The 16,347-nt window shown below is 72.0% G+C and carries 17 protein-coding genes and 1 pseudogene; 15 read left to right on the top strand and 3 right to left on the bottom strand.

Annotated elements, in window-relative coordinates:
- Positions 1–22 precede the first annotated feature (22 nt).
- The 7 genes from ABTZ99_RS37880 (at position 23) to ABTZ99_RS37850 (ending at position 6,444) form a co-directional block, all read left to right on the top strand.
- Positions 23–886, top strand: coding sequence for an alpha/beta fold hydrolase (locus ABTZ99_RS37880; protein ID WP_499617931.1), 864 nt, complete (start codon positions 23–25; stop codon positions 884–886).
- Positions 887–959: 73 nt separating this feature from the next.
- The gene (locus ABTZ99_RS37875; protein ID WP_498785096.1) at positions 960–1,478 is read left to right on the top strand and encodes a pyridoxamine 5'-phosphate oxidase family protein; all 519 of its coding nucleotides are present in this window, start codon (positions 960–962) and stop codon (positions 1,476–1,478) included.
- Positions 1,479–1,784: 306 nt separating this feature from the next.
- Positions 1,785–2,177: a bacteriophage spanin2 family protein gene (locus tag ABTZ99_RS37870; RefSeq protein WP_499617930.1), complete on the top strand. Its 393-nt coding sequence runs from the start codon at positions 1,785–1,787 to the stop codon at positions 2,175–2,177.
- A 40-nt stretch (positions 2,178–2,217) separates the two neighbouring features.
- Entirely contained in the window at positions 2,218–2,832 is a 615-nt protein-coding gene (locus ABTZ99_RS37865; RefSeq protein ID WP_499617929.1) for an SGNH/GDSL hydrolase family protein, read from the top strand.
- Between the two features lie 301 nt (positions 2,833–3,133).
- Positions 3,134–5,431: a glycoside hydrolase domain-containing protein gene (locus tag ABTZ99_RS37860; RefSeq protein WP_499617928.1), complete on the top strand. Its 2,298-nt coding sequence runs from the start codon at positions 3,134–3,136 to the stop codon at positions 5,429–5,431.
- 33 nt (positions 5,432–5,464) lie between these two features.
- Positions 5,465–5,788 carry a hypothetical protein gene (locus tag ABTZ99_RS37855; protein ID WP_499617927.1) on the top strand — a complete coding sequence of 108 codons (324 nt, stop codon included), beginning with the start codon at positions 5,465–5,467 and terminating at the stop codon, positions 5,786–5,788.
- Positions 5,785–6,444, top strand: coding sequence for a hypothetical protein (locus tag ABTZ99_RS37850; RefSeq protein WP_499617926.1), 660 nt, complete (start codon positions 5,785–5,787; stop codon positions 6,442–6,444). The genes ABTZ99_RS37855 and ABTZ99_RS37850 overlap by 4 nt, the downstream gene beginning before the upstream one ends.
- 220 nt (positions 6,445–6,664) lie before the next feature.
- On the opposite strand, the gene ABTZ99_RS37845 is transcribed toward ABTZ99_RS37850, so the two are convergent.
- A complete protein-coding gene (locus ABTZ99_RS37845; RefSeq protein WP_498785105.1) occupies positions 6,665–8,047 on the bottom strand; it encodes a glycoside hydrolase family 6 protein in 1,383 nt (460 codons plus the stop codon).
- Between the two features lie 350 nt (positions 8,048–8,397).
- Between ABTZ99_RS37845 and ABTZ99_RS37840 the strand changes: the two genes are divergently transcribed.
- Positions 8,398–9,288 carry a serine hydrolase gene (locus tag ABTZ99_RS37840; protein WP_498785107.1) on the top strand — a complete coding sequence of 297 codons (891 nt, stop codon included), beginning with the start codon at positions 8,398–8,400 and terminating at the stop codon, positions 9,286–9,288.
- Here ABTZ99_RS37840 and ABTZ99_RS37835 read toward each other — a convergent pair.
- Complete coding sequence (locus ABTZ99_RS37835; protein ID WP_499617925.1) at positions 9,263–10,579, bottom strand: phosphatase PAP2 family protein; 1,317 nt, start codon at positions 10,577–10,579, stop codon at positions 9,263–9,265. The two genes, ABTZ99_RS37840 and ABTZ99_RS37835, sit on opposite strands and share 26 nt — an antisense overlap.
- Before the next feature lie 158 nt (positions 10,580–10,737).
- Here ABTZ99_RS37835 and ABTZ99_RS37830 point away from each other — a divergent pair, with 158 nt between their 5' ends.
- Positions 10,738–11,970 carry a cyclase family protein gene (locus ABTZ99_RS37830; protein WP_499617924.1) on the top strand — a complete coding sequence of 411 codons (1,233 nt, stop codon included), beginning with the start codon at positions 10,738–10,740 and terminating at the stop codon, positions 11,968–11,970.
- A 9-nt stretch (positions 11,971–11,979) separates the two neighbouring features.
- On the opposite strand, the gene ABTZ99_RS37825 is transcribed toward ABTZ99_RS37830, so the two are convergent.
- The gene (locus ABTZ99_RS37825; RefSeq protein ID WP_498785113.1) at positions 11,980–12,981 is read right to left on the bottom strand and encodes a hypothetical protein; all 1,002 of its coding nucleotides are present in this window, start codon (positions 12,979–12,981) and stop codon (positions 11,980–11,982) included.
- Positions 12,982–13,221: 240 nt separating this feature from the next.
- Here ABTZ99_RS37825 and ABTZ99_RS37820 point away from each other — a divergent pair, with 240 nt between their 5' ends.
- From ABTZ99_RS37820 to ABTZ99_RS37795, 6 genes and pseudogenes are all read left to right on the top strand, one after another.
- Positions 13,222–13,701 carry a DUF2975 domain-containing protein gene (locus tag ABTZ99_RS37820; RefSeq protein ID WP_498785115.1) on the top strand — a complete coding sequence of 160 codons (480 nt, stop codon included), beginning with the start codon at positions 13,222–13,224 and terminating at the stop codon, positions 13,699–13,701.
- A complete protein-coding gene (locus ABTZ99_RS37815; protein WP_498785117.1) occupies positions 13,701–13,955 on the top strand; it encodes a helix-turn-helix domain-containing protein in 255 nt (84 codons plus the stop codon). The genes ABTZ99_RS37820 and ABTZ99_RS37815 overlap by 1 nt, the downstream gene beginning before the upstream one ends.
- A pseudogene (locus ABTZ99_RS37810) lies at positions 13,952–14,885 on the top strand (ABC transporter ATP-binding protein). The gene ABTZ99_RS37815 and the pseudogene ABTZ99_RS37810 overlap by 4 nt, the downstream one beginning before the upstream one ends.
- Positions 14,882–15,145: a hypothetical protein gene (locus ABTZ99_RS37805; protein ID WP_499617923.1), complete on the top strand. Its 264-nt coding sequence runs from the start codon at positions 14,882–14,884 to the stop codon at positions 15,143–15,145. The pseudogene ABTZ99_RS37810 and the gene ABTZ99_RS37805 overlap by 4 nt, the downstream one beginning before the upstream one ends.
- The gene (locus ABTZ99_RS37800; protein ID WP_499617922.1) at positions 15,142–15,657 is read left to right on the top strand and encodes a hypothetical protein; all 516 of its coding nucleotides are present in this window, start codon (positions 15,142–15,144) and stop codon (positions 15,655–15,657) included. The genes ABTZ99_RS37805 and ABTZ99_RS37800 overlap by 4 nt, the downstream gene beginning before the upstream one ends.
- A 113-nt stretch (positions 15,658–15,770) precedes the next feature.
- Complete coding sequence (locus tag ABTZ99_RS37795) at positions 15,771–16,244, top strand: YcxB family protein (RefSeq protein ID WP_498785123.1); 474 nt, start codon at positions 15,771–15,773, stop codon at positions 16,242–16,244.
- Positions 16,245–16,347 lie beyond the last annotated feature (103 nt).

Raw genomic sequence — 16,347 nt, 5'->3', positions numbered from 1 at the left:
TCACGCCAAGGAGGCATGTGACATGCTCGCTCGGGTCGCCCACCGCCACGTCGACGTGGACGGGGTCGAGGTCTTCTACCGGGAGTCGCTGCCGGACCGCGCCGACGCGCCGGTCCTCCTGCTGCTGCACGGTTTCCCGTCCGCTTCGCACCAGTTCCGCCGGCTCATCGACGCGCTCGGCACGCGTTACCGGCTCATCGCGCCCGACTACCCCGGCTTCGGCCACACCCGAGCGCCCGACGGGTTCACCTACTCGTTCGACCGGCTCGCCGAGGTCGTCGAGGGCTTCGTCGACCGCCTGGGACTGACCCGCTTCGCGCTGTACCTGTTCGACTTCGGCGCGCCGGTCGGCTTCCGGCTCGCGCTGCGCCACCCGGACCGGATCGCCGGGCTGGTCGTGCAGAACGGCAACGCCTACGCCGAGGGGGTGTCGGGGCCGGCGCGCGACTTCATCGCCGTCACGCCGGACTCGCCCGACGACGAGCGGACGATCATGGACCTGCTCACGCTCGACGCGACCCGCGGCCAGTACGAGGGCGGCACGGCCGATCCCGCCCTGGTCGCGCCGGAGGGGTGGCTGCTCGACCAGTTGTTCCTGGACCAGCCCGGCCGCAAGCAGGCGCAGCTCGCGCTGGCCTACGACTACCACCGCAACGTCGCGGCCTACCCGGACTGGCAGGCGTGGCTGCGCGAGCGCCGCCCGCCGACGCTGATCGTGTGGGGCGTGAACGACCCGTTCTTCACCGAGGCGGGCGCGCGGGCGTACCTGCGCGACGTGCCGGACGCCGCGCTCCACCTGCTCGACACGGGCCACTTCGCCTTGGAGGACCGGCTGCCCGAGATCGCCCCGCTGATCACCGACTTCCTCGATCGCACGATGGTGTGAAACCCGCCGGATTCTTCCGGCTCGGGTGTCGAGACGGGGGCTGCCCGTTCGTCGCTCGGGTATGACGAACACCATGACCGAGCCGACCACGACCCACAACCTCGACCGCTACGGGCACGCGGAGCTGCCGTGGAGCCGTCCGCGCGACGTCCTGGCCGCCGACACGCCGACGGCCGACCTCACGTTCTTCGTCGCCACCGTGCGGCCCGACGGGCGGCCGCACACCGCGGGTGTCGGAGCCATCTGGGTGGACGACGCCCTGTACTTCGTCAGCGGACCGGGCACGCGCAAGTCGCGCAACCTGGCCGTGAACCCGGCGTGCAGCATCTCCGTGCGGCTGCGCGGCATCGACCTCGTGATGGAGGGCGAGGCGCACCGCGTCACCGACACCGGAGTGCTGGAACGGATCGCGGCCGTCTACCGCGAGGGCGGCTGGCCGGCCACCGCGGAGGGCGACGCGTTCACCGCTCCGTACAACGCGCCGAGCGCCGGCCCCGCGCCCTGGCACCTGTACCGCCTCACCCTGCACAGCGCCGTCGGCGTGGCCGTCGTGGAACCGCACGGCGCCACCCGCTGGACCTTCGCGCACTGAGCTTTCACGGCGGCCTCGCCCGTTCGGGCACGACCACGCCGAACGGGCGCAGCCGCGGTGCGCGCGGGTACCCGACGAGCAAGGTGGTCCGGCGAGCCGACAGGTTGCGTTCCGTCGCGGAATTGCGGCGTTACCTGTGTCACTTTGACCTTCGTGCGGTCGGACCGGCATCCTGGTGGCAGAGGGGAGTACCCACTCTGCCCGTGATCGTCATTACGGCCGCTCCGCAGCGGTCCGGTCACGGCGCCGCCGCGGTTGGCGGTCGGGGAGACCTCTGGTTCGGGACCTGAGCCGGAGGAGCACGCCATGCGCGCCACTGCCTGTCTAGCCGCCGCCGTCACCACGATCGCCGCCGTCACCGCGCTGACCGCCTGCGGCACGCTCCAGGAAGCCTCGCAGGCAGCCGGGGCCGTCGCCGACACCGCGGCCACGGTCCAGGTGTGCACGGAGGCGTTGGCGCAGGCCACCACCGCCTTCGACACCACCAGCCCGGAGCAGGCCGTCGAGCAGGCGCACTCCGCGGCGGACAGCCTCAGCGCGTTGGCCGCGAACGCCGCCGACACGACGGTCAACGAGGCCATCACCGCCATGGCCACGACGCTGCGCGCGGTGACGCTGGAAGACCTCGTCCTCCAGCCGGCCGCGTGGCTGGAGGACAAGGCCACCAAGGTCGCCAACCTCACCGCCGCGTGCACGTGACCGCGCGCGAGCACCCGGTCCGGACGTCGGCGGCGGTGAGATGACCGGACGACTGCGGTTCCGCGTCCTGGGTGACTCGCTGGCCGCCGGCGTGGGGTGCGGTCGGCCCGAGGAGACGTTGGGCGAGCGGTTGGCGGCGGCGCTCCGCTCGGCGGGGCACCGCGTCGACCTCGGCGTGCACGCGGTGTCCGGCGCGCGGTCTTCGGGGCTGGACGCACAGGTGCGCGCGGCGGTGCGGACGGGCGTCGACGTCGCGCTGGTCGTGATCGGGGCGAACGACCTCACGTCGTTCACGCCGCCGGCGGTGGGCGCGGGACTGCTGCACGACGCCGTGCTCGGCCTGCGCCGCGCGGGCGGGCAGGTCGTGGTGGCCACGGCTCCGGACCTCGGTGTCGTCTCGCACGTCCCGCCCGCGTACCGAGCTTTCGTGTCACAGGCCAGCGGCCTCTACGCGCGTGCGCAGGCCGACGCGGTGGTCCGCGCCGGCGGCGTGGTGGCGGCGGCCGGGCCCGACCTGTCCGACCGGTTCGCCACCGACCCGACCCTGTTCTCCGCGGACCGCTTCCACCCCTCGCCCGCCGGTTACGCGCTCATCGCCGACGCACTCGCGCCGTCCGTGGTGGCGGCGGCGGGCCGGTGGGTGAAGGAGATGTGAAAGCGCGAACGTGGTCGTTGACGCCCCTTCCGGGCCTGGTTAGCTTCGTTCTCGCTGCCGAGGGGGCGGTGCGACGGGGCCGGTGACGTGAGGTCGATTCGCTGCTCCTCCTGATTTCCGAAGTGTTCGGCGCGGTGCTGCACGGCATTTGGCGGCCACCGTTTCCGAATGCTTTCCGGGAATTGCGCGAAGGGGAGTGGGGTCGATCGGGACGTCGGTGTCCGTTGTCCCGCCTGCGGGAGCGATGCGTGCCCGGACAGCGGGTGGCGGACCCTTCGAACGATCCCGGGGGACACGGACGATGGCGGACCCGAAGGTGCTCGAAGCGCAGCGCTGGGTGAACTCGACCTACGGCTCGGTGCCCGGCTACGAGCGATGTGCGGAAACCGGGGTGACCGGCTGGGCGGTCATGTTCTCCCTGACCCGCGCGCTCCAGCACGAACTCGGCATCACGGCGCTTTCCGACTCGTTCGGCCCGACCACGTTGGCGAAACTCGCCGAGCGGGGCGACGTCAGCCCCGGCTACACCAAGCCGAACATCGTGCGAATCGCGAAGTACGGCCTGTTCTGCAAGGGCTATTCGGCGGGCGACACGTCGAACGGCGGCTACGACAACGGCCTGTACGAGGCGGTGCGCGACCTCAAGAGCAACATCGGGTTCACCTCCGACGGCTACATCCAGCCCAAGATCTTCAAGGCGATCCTCAACATGGACGCCTACGTGCTGCTGTCCGGCGGGCGGGTCGAGGTGCGGGACGTCCAGCGGTGGCTCAACGCCACCTACATCACCAAGTCGACGTTCTTCGTCATCCCGTGCGACGGCCACTTCACGCGGGACGTGCAGATCGCCCTGATGCGGGCCATCCAGTACCAGATCGGCATCCCGGAGGACCAGGCCACCGGCCACTTCGGACCGGGCACCCAGAACGGCCTGCGCAACAACACCGTGCGGCCCGGTTCCCCGGCGGCCTGGGTGCGGCTGTTCAGCGCCGCGTGCGTGTTCAACGGCGGCGTCGGCGGCGTGTTCGCCGCGTTCACCTCCGGCTGGGACGCGGCGCTGGGCGACTTCGTGAACAGGTTCCAGGACTTCTCCGCCCTCACCCGCACCGGCATCGGCGACTACGCCACGTGGGCGCAGCTGCTGGTGTCGACCGGCGACCCGGACCGGCCCGCGAGCGCGAGCGACACCCGGTTCCACATCAGCGTCCCCCGGGCGCGGGCGCTGAAGGCGGCGGGCTACGAGGTGGTCGGCCGCTACCTGGACGAAGACCCGTGGAGCACGCTCGACAAGGAGATCCAGCCCGGCGAGCTGGACGCCATCTTCGCCGGTGGCTTGCGCGTGTTCCCCATCTCGCAGTACGCCGCCGACACCGTCGACGACTTCACCTGGTCCAACGGCTACGACCACGCGCTGCGCGCGCACGACCGGGCCGTCGGCTACGGCTTCAACCGGGGCACGGTGATCTACTTCGCGGTCGACTACGACGCCACCGGCGAGCAGATCGCGAGCCACGTCATCCCGTACTTCCAGGGCATCCAGGCCGGTCTGGGCACGCGCGGCAAGCGGTACGTCGCCGGTGTCTACGGTTCGCGCAACGTGTGCGCGCAGGTCAGCGACCAGGCGTTCGCGCGGTACTCGTTCGTGTCCGGGATGTCGTGGGGCTTCTCCGGCAACCTGGGCTTCCCGCTGCCCGCGAACTGGTCGTACAACCAGATCAAGGAGTTCGACTTCGACGCGGGCGGCGACGTCTTCGCGCTCGACCGCGACGTCCGCCGGGGCAACGACCCGGGCGTCGGCCCGGAGAACATCGGCGGGAGCGGCTCACCCGTGGACGACTACCTGCGGTACGTCGACGACCTGTACGCGACCGCGCTGGCCTACGGCGGCGACGCGAACCGGCGGGTCATGGAGTACCTGCGCTACCCGACCTACAACGGCGCCTGGTCCGGGTGGGAGACCTTGATCGGCGACGTCGACCAGGCGTGGATCGACTACGCGTCGACGCACGGCCCGGCGCGCGTCGAGTCCTATGTGGACCCTTCGCTCGGCATCACCGTCAACGTCGACCACTTCGGCGCCACCGCCAACGCGGTGTACCTCAAGGGGAACGGCGGGCGCGGCGACTTCGGCGGCTGGGCGGGCGACCTGGCCACGTTCTACGGCGAGTGGCGGTCGCACGGCGAGGAGTACGCCTCGGGGTACGCGTTCTGCGCCGACCGCCTCGCCAAGATCAACGTGCTGTCGTCGTTCCCGCTCAACGACCTCGTGGAGGACGTCGACGGCTACCTGATCGGCAGCGCGGTGCGCGCCGGCGCCCGGATCGACCAGGCGATCCGGGCCCACCTCGTCGACGGGCACCGGACCAGGTTCTGGCAGTTCTACGCCGGCCGCTACGGGGGCACGGTGACCGGCGTGCGCGACGCCGCCTGGAACGCGCTGGGCGGCAGCACGGCGGACGCGCAGCTCGCCACCCTCACCGAAGCCGCGATCCGCCGGACCGGCGGCGTCTGCCTGCTGCCCTCGCAGCTGCCCTCGGCCAAGCTGGAGCCGTTCCTGCAAGGCTATGCGGAGACGATCGAGAGGTTGTCACACGGCTGAGGGCACGCCCGGGCGGCGTGCGGGGAGGGACCCGTGGGCGTACCGGGAACGGCTCGGCGCTGGGCGGTCGCCGCGTCGTGCGCGCCGCTCGCGGCGTTCCTGGTGTACGCCTGGGGTGCGATCCACCTGTACACGCCGGACATCAGGGAGACGTGCGAACTCGAGCACGGCGGGTGGGACCGCGCCCACGGGCAGGTGACCTACTTCCCGCTGTCCCGCCGGTGCAACGCCTACCAGGACCTGGTGCCCGCCTACGTCAACCCGACGGTGGTCGTGCTGCTCGTCGCGGCCGCGCTGTTCGCGGGCCTGGCCGTCGCCGCCCGCCGAAACCCCCGATCCCCCAAGGAGCAGTCGTGAACCAACCCTCCGAGGACGTGAGCCTGCTCGGGCGTCGCCGGTTCCTCACGATCACCGGCGGCCTCGCGGTCGCCGCGTCGGTCGGCCTGACCGCGTCCGTGGCCTCCGCCGCGCCGCCCGTCGCCTCCGCCCCGCCCGCGCGCCCCGGCGACCTGGCCACTTACCCGGTCGAGGGCTCCAACGCGTCCGTGACGCTGCTGTCCGGGCCGTGCGCTGTCGTGCTGCTGCACGTCGCCCGGCGGTTCCACTACGAGGTCGGCACCCTGGGTGCGGACGACATCACCGGCTACGCCGAGCCGCCGGCCGGCACGCCGTACGCGGCGGACTACCGCTCCGGGACCGCCATCGCCATCCGGCCCGCCCGGTACCCGGCCGGCGCGACCGGCGGCCTGTTCCCGCACGAGGTGGCGGTCATCCGCGACATCCTGGCCGAGTGCGAGGGCGTCGTCCGGTGGGGCGGTGACTCCCGGAAGACGCCGAAGGAGGGCCACTTCCGGGTCGACGTGCGGCCGGGTGACCCGGCGCTGGCCCGGGTCGCGAAGAAGATCGGCGGCTGGGCGGAGGGGCCTGACCGCGGCGCGCCCGCCGACCCGTTCACGCCGGGACGACGCCAGGCGGCGGAGCGGTTGGCGGAACGGCAGATCGCCACCGGCTGACGGGCAGGTCGCCCACGGGAGCCGCCTCGACGCGGTCGGCCAGGACGGGAACGCGGTCCGCGCGGTGGGCGGGCCGGCGGTGGGCAGGCCGGCGGTGGGCGGGGCGCGGTGCTGGGGCGGGGCGCGAGGTTGGGGTAGGGCGGTTGGGGTGCCGGGATGCGGCTGGTTGGTCAGGCGGACGGGGGTCCCGGGGTGGCCCGGGACCCCCGGCCGCGTCGGCTCAGAGCCGCGGGTAGGCGTTGGCGATCAGCTGGCGGAACTGGGCGGAGAACCAGTGGCCCGACAGCGGGGCGTTGGCCAGGGCGCCGGACATGTTGTTGCCGTTGCGCGCGTTGCCCGTGTACGTCGGGTCGCACATCCGGTCGAAGCCCTTGCCCTCGTTGTTCGGGATCTCCCGGCTCGCGCCGTCGGACTCGCCCGGCGGCTTGGCCCACACGTAGGCGTCGATGCCCGAGGCCGGGCTCGCCTTCGGCCGTTCGCCGATGCCGGCGCCGGACTGGTTGCACCAGTTGCCGAGGTGGATGCGCCGGTCGTACCGGCCACCGTCGACGTAGGCGTCCACGCTCGTCGTCGGGCCCTTCGCGGTCGGGCGCTGGGAACCGCCCCAGCCGTTGCGCGAGGTGTCGATCAGCATGCCGATGTTCGACGGGAACCCGGCGCTGATCAATTGCGTGCGGAACGCCTGGGCGAACGACAGCTCATCCACGTAGCGGTTCCAGTCCACCCACTTCGACTGGCGCACGGACGTGCCGTTCACGGTGTCGTTGATCGTGAAGTGGTCCTCTTTCAGCACCCCGTAGTTCGCCGTGTTCGCGATGAAACCGGTGACGTTGTTCACCGTGCTGCCCGACGCGCGGGCGGCCTGGGCGAACAGCGTCGCGGAGGCGCTGAAGTTGTCGTCCCACCCGATCCAGCCGTGGTGGGCGGCGTCGATGTAGTTGTAGACGTTGCCGATCGCGCCGAGCTTCGCCAGCGCGTACCCGACGCCGTTGACGTAGTTGCCGTTCTGCAGCATCCGGTCGCACATGGCGGTCGCGGTCGGGCGGCTGCCGACGTTCGTCACGAGGTTGGGCAGCGAGTCGATCTCGATGATCGTCACGATGCGCAGGTTCGCGTACTTCGACTCGCCCATGATCGCGGCGATCGGGTCGATGTACTCGGACTTGTAGCGCGGCAGGTCGTCCGGGCCCAGCTCGCCGTTGGACGCGAGCGCGGCGCAGTCGCGGCCGGGCAGGTTGTAGATGACGAACTGCACGACCATCGTGCGCCCGGCCGCCTGGCTCAGGGCGTTGTCCAGGTGCGCGCGCAGGCCGCGGGCGCCGGTCGTGCCGTTGATCGCGGCGATCCGGTCCATCCAGACGAACGTCGGCTGGTTGGCGATGGCCGACCCGCCGTCGGCCCGCGCCTTCGCGGACCAGTCCGGGTTCACGTACACCGACGCGCCGGCGTACGGGTTGTCCACGCGCGCCGCGGCGGTCACGTCCGCGGCGGCCGGGCCCGTTCCGAGCGCCATGGCCGCGGCGAACGCGAACGCCGCGGTCGCCGCGAACCCGCGACGTGCCCGCCGCCTGCCGGTCAGGCCTGGTGATGACTTCAGTGGCATCTTCGGCTCCCTGGTCGGATGATCGCAAACAGGTGGCGGCGAGATTTCCGGGAACGCTTCCAGAAATCGGACGTTAGCAGGGAACCCACTTGTCGTGAAGACCTTTTACGTTCAATGGATTATTGTTTCGGATATTCCAGATCACCCGGAAGCCCACGCCGGACGCATCCCTTCCCGCTATTCGACCGCATTCGATTTCGAATGCTTTCGAATGACCGGGATCGTTGTGCTCCGGCGGTTTGACGTGACCTGCCGCGCCCACGCCCGGCCACGCGCGGGACGCGTGAGGCGGTGTGAGGTTGCCTCGACTTCCGGTCAACGTTTCGCGGTGCCACCGGCATTTCAGGGGTGTGGACAGAGCGCGGAGCGGGTTGGCGGCGTTGTGCGTCGGCGCGGTGACGGCGATGGTCGTCACCGGTCTGGCCCAGGGCGAGGACGTCTCGCCGAGGGCCGGGGCCGAGGTGTTGTCGGTGGCGGTCACGGTCAGCGCGCCGGGGCCGACGACCGCGGCACCACCCGAGGTGGCGGTGTCGGTCGAGCCGACGCCCGAGCCCGCACCGACACCGGAGCCCGAACCGGAGCCGGTGAGCCTGGCCGGGTTCGCGCCGTCGGTGCGTCGCGGCGTCCTGGTGCACGACCTGCGCTCGGGCGCGGAGCTGTTCGCCGAACGCCCGGACGAGCCGTTCCCGACGGCGTCCGTGGTGAAGCTGCTGATCGCGCTCGACGCGCTGGACCGCGGCGCCGCGCCGGCCCGCGACGTGGCCCGGATGATCGCCACCAGCGACGACGACATCGCCAACCGCCTGTGGCGCCCGTCGATCCCGCGCCGCTGGGCGGAGGAGATCGGGCTGCCGGGCCTGTCGCCGCCGGCCGACCCGAACCAGTGGGGCGACACCCGGATGACCGCACGCGACGTCGTCGCCGTCTACCGGCACGTGCTGCACTCGCCGCACGCCGGGGTGATCGTGCCCGCGCTGGAAGGCGCGACGCCGACCGGCGCCGACGGCTTCGACCAGACCTTCGGCATCCCCGACGCCGTGGGCGCGCACCAGTGGGGCGTGAAGCAGGGCTGGGCGTGCTGCTACGACGGCCTGCGGGTGCTCAACACCACCGGCGTGGTCGACGGCCGCTACGTGGTCGCGGTGCTGACCGGGCACGACAGCGCCACCGGTTACCCGAGGGCCGCCGCGCTGGTCACCGACCTGGTCGCCGCCCTCACCCCGCTGTTCGCCGGGCCCTGACCGCGTCCGCTGCCGAGCCGGACCCGGGGCCGACCGTCGACAGGGCCACCGCGGTGACCCAGGGCAGGGCCAGCAGGAGGCTGCCGAGCAGGTCGGTGGGGTAGTGGACGCCCGTGTAGAGGCGTTGCGCGGCCACCGCCACCGGTATCGCCAGGGCGATCGCCACCACCGCCCACCGCCACCACTTCCGCGTGCAGCGCACGACCAGCACGGCCACCGACGTGCCGAGGACCACCGACGCGGCGACGTGACCGGACGGGAAGCTCGACGTGGGCGGCAGGCCGTCGGGCAGCTTGGCCGCCGGGCGGGCGCGGTCGACGATCGCGGTGGTGATCAGGAACAGCGTGACCTCGCCCAGCATCCCCAACGCGACCAGCAGCACGGGCCGCCAGGAGCGCGTCGTGGCCAGCGCCAGCACGCAGGCGACCACCGCGGCCCCGATCACCGGCCACGTGCCGAGGGCGAACAACGCGCCGAGCAGCAGGCCCCAGACGACCAGCAGCCGCGCCGCGACCAGCCGGAAGTCGGGCGGCACCCGCACCCGGCGCCCGGACACGGGCCGGAGGTCGTCCGCCGCTTCCGGCGCCAAACCCCGCGACAGCGGCACTTCCGGCAGTCCCTCCTCACGCCGCCACCGGCGGAACACCTCGGTGGTCAGGGCCAGCCACACCAGGCCGAGCAGCCAGCCGCCGAGCACGTCCGTGGCGTAGTGCACGCCGAGCGCGACCCTCGTGAAGCCGACCACCACCACGACCCCGACCACCAGCGGCGCCAACACCCGACGTGCCCGCCGAACGGAGGCGAACACCAGCAGCAGCACGCCGTACGTCACGGTGGCCCCGAGCGTGTGCCCGCTGGGGAAGCTCCAGCCCGCGGCGGTGGCCACCTCGACGTCCACCAGCGGGCGCAGCCGCTCGACCAGCTCCTTCACCACCACGCCGAGCAACCCGCCACCGAGCGCCGTGACGACCACGTGCGCCGCCACCCAGGGCCGCCGGCGCAGGAGCAGCCAAGCCACCGCCAACGCGGTCACCCCGGTGAGCGTCGCCGTGTCACCGAGCCGCGTCATCCCGCTCATCGCCGCGACGAGGCCTCCCGACCCGCCGACCCACCGCGTGAGCCCGTCCGAGATCGCCTGGTCGACCTCGCGCACGGGCGCCCACTCCGCCCACACGGACACCACGACCACCGCGAACGCGACACCGGCGGCGGCCGCGGCCACCCACGACACCGCGCTCCGCACCGCGAACCGCTCGACGACCACCACCTGCCGCGCCTCACGTGTCGTCATCACCAAGGTGGTGTGCCCAAATGGATCAACGGGCAATCCTCGGCGCGCGGTGGCGTCGTGCCGGCCGGACCGTTCACGCATTGCGGTGACGTCCGTTGCGGTGGCCCCGGGGCATTCGATAGGGCTGAGGGGTTGCCCACCACCGAAGGAGCCGCCGAGTGAACCCGGACCTGCTGCGCAACTACCTCGCCGAGCACCGCTTCGGACGCCGTGACGTGCTCAAGCTGGCCGGTGCCGCCGGCGCCGCCGGACTGGTCGGAGCTCCCGCCGGCGCCGCGCCCGCCGAGGCCGGCCGGCCGGACGACACGCCGTTCGACTACGCCGACCCGGCGAACCTGGCCGACTGGGCGCCGAGCCGGTACGGGCCCGACGACCAGCGCGGCGCGTTCAACGAGGTCACGCCGGCCAAGACCGCCGCCGCGCTCGGCCTGCTGCGCGCGCACCGCGAGGTCACCACCTACAACCTCGGCGAGCTGATGTGGAACGGCTTCCCGGCCTTCAGCACCGACCCGCGCCGCACCTACGAGCAGCGGCTCACGATCTGGGGATACCCGCCGCCACCGGGCTTCGCCGAGCAGGGCGGCGTCCTGGTCAAGCTGGAACCGCTGGGCGACAACAGGTTGAGCCTGCACGAGGAGCGGTTCGAGGCGGAGTTCTCGCCCAGGCACCCGAAACCGCTCGCCGCGACGCACCAGATCGGCAGCCAGCTCGACAACCTCAACCACATCGGCGCGTCCGACCTGTTCTACAACGGCCTGCGCGGGCCCGACATCGCCCGCGGCCACGGCACCGTCCGGCTCGGCGCCGAGCACATGGGCCCGGTGGTCACCAGGGGCGTGCTGCTGGACGTGCTCGGGGTGAAGCTCGCCCGCGACCGCGTCGAGGACCTGGCCGAACCCGCGAGCAACGGCCGGCCGCTGCTGCGCGAGAACTACCGCATCACCTTGGACGACATCCGGGACGCCATGGAGTTCGGCGGCGTCCGCCACCTGGAGCCCGGTGACGTGGTGCTGTTCCGCACCGGCTGGAACCAGTTGCTGGCCCGCCGCGACCCGGCCGACATCGCCCGCTGGGAGGGTGCGCGCGGGCTGCCCGGCATCTACCTGCGCGAGGCGCGCTGGCTGGCCCGTTCCCGCCCGGCGATCGTCGGCGGCGACACGTGGGCCCTGGAGGTGCTGGGCAACCCGGTCAACGACGACGGCACGGCGTTCCCCGTGCACCAGGAACTGATCATGCGCCACGGCATCCGCATCGGCGAGTCCTACGTCCTGGACCGGCTCGCCGCCGACCGCGTGCACGAGTTCGTCTTCATCGTGACACCGCAGTACGCCGAGGGCGCCACGGCGGGCAACACGCCACCCGCCGCGCTCGGGCACCCCCGGCGTCGCTGACCGGCTCGGCTAGCTGGGCACGGCGAACATGTGCGTCATCGCCGAGTTGTGCTGCGGCACGCCCGGACCCGCGGAGCCGGACTCGTCGGTCAGGCCGTTCGCCTGCCCCTGGATCGCGCCCGTGGGCCCGTCGACGTACTCCGCCCGCACGTAGGCGTAGATCCGGTCGCACCCCGGCTGGAGGGTGATCGTGGTGTACAGCGGCACCGCCTTGTGGTGGGTCTGCCGGGACACGCTCACGCTCGTCTGGGCGGCCGGTGCGGAAGCGCAGATGGCTTCGCCGTTCATCTGGTGGGCGTACAACGTGAAGCGCGCGCCGGACGTCGTGCTGGAGTGCTCGCACGCGGTGGGGTAGCAGGACATGTACTCCACGTCCGCGATCACCGCGACCTCCTCGTGGCCCGACCCGATGGTCCGGTCGAGGATCGGCGTGTAGACGGGTTTGGCCCCGACCACGGTGTTGCCGTTGGGCAGCGACGTCTGCATCGCCGACCCGTTCACGTCCTCCGCGACCTGCAGGGAGGCGAAGCGCAACGTGCCGCTGACCGTGAACGAGGACGTGGCCTCGGCCAGCGAGCTGGTCCGCACGTAGAGGGTGCACGTCAGCGTGCCGGTCGAGGTGGCGGAGACCAGGAACCGGTTGATGATCGTGATGTCGCCGCGGCCCGGGTTGGCGTTGGCGGCCGGGTCGAGGTTCTCGCCGAGGACGACGTTGCCGCCGCCCGCGCCGGCGCAGCGCACCTCGTTGTCGACCAGGTTGACGTGCGCGGAGTTGTAGGCGCGCAGGGTCGAGTAGACGTAGGCGGTCTGCCCGGCCGTCATGGACGCCTCGATCCGGCCCATCGCCTGCACCTTGTGCATCTTCTTGCTCGCGGCCGGCACGTCGGTGATCGCCACCGGCCCGAAGGTGGTGGACGTGGCCGCTCCGGCCGGTGTCGTGACCCCCACGAGCGCGGCGGCGGTGACCGCGCCGATCGCCGCGAGGCGTTTCCACGTGCGTGCGGAACTCATCAGGCTCCCCTCATCACGGCCGAAGCCGTCCCCAGTGCTGCCGTCGGGCCAGGCTAGCCCGCCGCACCGCGCCCGGAGGCGGCGTTGAAGAGCATCGTCCGGCCGGCGCGGACCGGGGTCACGGTCGAGGCGGCGTTGGTGCCCGGTTCATTGGGATGACCATCCGTGACGGTGTGCTGACTTACCGTGAGTCGATAGGTACCGATTGACATTCGATAGGTAACGCGCGAAACTCGATGCATGCTTACGACGCATCGAGCGGTAGTCGCGCTCCGGGTGTTCCTCGTGTTGATGTTCGGCGTCCTGGTCCTGTTCCAGGTCATGTCGCTGCCCGGCCAGTTCCGGAGCATGGCCGAGGAGTCGCCGGACCTCGCGTACCTGAGGTGGCCGCTGACCGCGGTGTCGGTGTTCTGGGTGCTGTGCGTCCAGGTGGTCATCGTGTCCATCTGGAAGCTGCTCACCCTGGTGCAGAAGGACCGCATCTTCAGCGAGGCGTCGTTGAGGTGGGTGGACGCGATCGTGTGGGCGATCGCCGCCGCGTGGGTCGTGTTCCAGTGCTTCTTCCTCTACGTCGGCTTCAACGCCGACGACCCCGGCGGCCCGCTCGTGCTGTTCCTGATGTCGATCGGCATCACCGTGGTGGGGCTGCTGGTGGTGGTGATGCGCGCGCTGCTGCGGCAGGCCACCACGCTGCGGTCCGACATGGAGCAGGTCATCTGATGGCGATCATCGTGCGCATCGACGTCGAGCTGGCCAAGCGCAAGATGAGCGTCGGTGAGTTCGCCGAGCGGATCGGGCTCACGCCGTCGAACGTGGCCGTGCTGAAGAACGGCCGGGCGAAGGCGGTGCGGTTCAGCACGCTGGAGGCCATGTGCCGGGTGCTGGAGTGCCAGCCGGGCGACCTGCTCGAGTGGGTCGACGACGACGAGGACGGCGTCCTCGTCGCGCCGGCTGGGGACGAGGACGACCGGTGATCGAGGTGCGCGGGCTGACCCGGCGTTACGGCGACGTGCTCGCCGTCGACGACCTGAGCTTCACCGTCGAGCCCGGCAAGGTGACCGGGTTCCTCGGCCCGAACGGCGCGGGCAAGTCCACCACGATGCGGGTCGTGCTCGGCCTCGACCGGGCGACCACGGGCACGGCGCTGGTGAACGGGCGGCCGTACGCGTCGTTCGCCGAACCGCTCCGGGAGGTCGGCGCGCTGCTCGACCCCGGCGCGGCGCACCCCGGCCGCACCGGGCGCGGTCACCTGCGCGTGGCCGCCCGGTCGAACGGGATCCCGCGACGCCGGGTGGAGGAGGTGATCGAGCGGGTGGGGCTCGGCGGCGCGGCACGTCGGCGGATCAAGGGCTACTCGCTCGGGATGCGGCAACGACTGGGCATCGCGACCGCGCTCATCGGCGACCCCGGCGTGCTGGTGTTCGACGAGCCGATCAACGGGCTCGACCTCGACGGCGTCCGGTGGATCCGCGGCCTGCTGCGCCAACTCGCCGACGAGGGCCGCACCGTGCTGATCTCCAGCCACCTGCTCGGCGAGATGGAGCAGATCGCCGACCGGCTGGTCGTCATCGGCCGCGGCCGGCTCATCGCCGACGCCACGACCGAGCAGATCCTCCAGCGGGCTCGGGCGCGTCCAGGTGCGCGTGCGCAGCCCCGAACCGGACCACCTGCTCGCCGGGCTCCGCGAGCACGGGTTCGACGTGGAGCGGGTCGACGGACGCGAGCTGCGCGTCGACGGCGGCACGGCCGAGGAGGTGGGCGCGCTCGCCCACTCGCTGAACGTCCCGCTGCACCACCTGTCCGAGGTGCGCCAGTCGCTCGAGGACGCGTACCTGGAACTGACCGACAGCAGCGTCGAGCACCACGGCCGCGAGCCCGTGCTCACGACGGAGGAGGCACGGTGACGGCCCTGGCTCACGACGTCCGCGTCGGACGCGTGTTCGCCCGCGCGTGCGCCGCGGAGTGGACGCGGTTGTGGACGGTGAGGGCGACGTGGTGGTTCCTGGCCGCGGCGGCCGTGACGATGGTGGGCATCGCGACCATCGCGGGCCTGGAGGCGGCCTCGAACCCGATCCGCCGCAGGGCGGGTCGGCGTGGGCGGCGGCGGCCGTCACCGGTCTGCCGGGTCAGTTCGCGCTGCTCGCGCTCGCCCTCACCGCGGTGACGTCCGACTACGCGACGGGCGGGATCGTGCCGAGCCTGCAGTGGACGCCGCATCGGGCGGTCCTGTTCCTGTCGCGGGCGACCGTGGCGGTGGGTGCGGCCACCGGCGTCGGCGTGCGGCTGGCGTCCGCCGCGACCCTCGCGTCCTTCCTCGCCGCACGGCCGCTGCTCACCCTCGGCGGCGGCTGGGACGTGCTGCCCGACGTCGCTTTCGTGTTCGCGGCCGGGTCGGCGTTCGCGCTGGGTCTCGGTTTCCTGCTCCGCCACACGGCGGGCGTGCTCGTCACCGTGTTCCTGCTGATGCTCGTGCTGCCGCTGATGCTGCCGAACTTCGGCTACGAGTGGATGTCCGCGCTCGCCGACCTCCTGCCCGGTTCGGGCGCGGCGTTCCTGCTGATCGGCGAGGTGCCGGGGATGACGCGCACGTCCTCGTTCGTCACGATGCTCTGTTGGGCCGCGGGCGCCCTGCTGCTCGGCTGGCTGCGCCTGTCCCGCGACGACGCCAACCGCTGATCGACGCAACCGCTCATCGACGCGGGCGGGACCCGTTGGGGGGTTGGAAAACGCGGTGACGTCGTCTGGTGAAAGCGGGGAAACCTGCGGCGCGATTCGATTAGCATCCGCGAGTGCAGATCTCCGTCCACGTCCCGTACGACGAGCAGCGCCTGCGTCGCGCGCTCAAGTTCGTGGTGCGCCCGCAGACCAAGAAGTTGCGCGTCCTGGGCATGATCATGGTGCCGGCCGGCGGACTGATGTGGCTCACCGGCAGCGACTGGCCGTTCCCGGTGCTGTTGATCGTCCTTGGCCTGGCGTACGCCTTCTTGTTGGAGCCGTTCATGGTGCGGCAGAGCCTGCGCGCCCTGAACCCCTCCGCCCGGCAGGACTACGAGCTGACCCTGGACGAAGCCGGCTTCGCCATGAAGGCGGAGTCGTACGAGCAGCGGCTGGCGTGGTCGACGATCCAGCGCGTCGACGAACAGCCCGACGCGTGGTTCCTCGTGATCGCCAAGAACCAGGCCCTGCCGGTCTACAAGGACCTGATGACCGAGGAGCAGCGCGTGCTGTTCGCCGACATCCTCGCCCGACGCGCGGCCGCCTGAGCCGGGCCGGACCCGCCGGGATGGCCCGCCGGGGTGGGCCCCCCCCCCCCGCCGCGGGGCCCCCGCGCCGGGCCGCGGGGGGCCCGGGCCCGGTCGCCCATCA

This window comes from Actinosynnema sp. NPDC002837 (assembly GCF_040295345.1).
In the GTDB taxonomy this organism is placed as follows: Bacteria; Actinomycetota; Actinomycetes; order Mycobacteriales; family Pseudonocardiaceae; genus Actinosynnema.
This window is presented reverse-complemented; position numbering and strand designations above follow the sequence as displayed.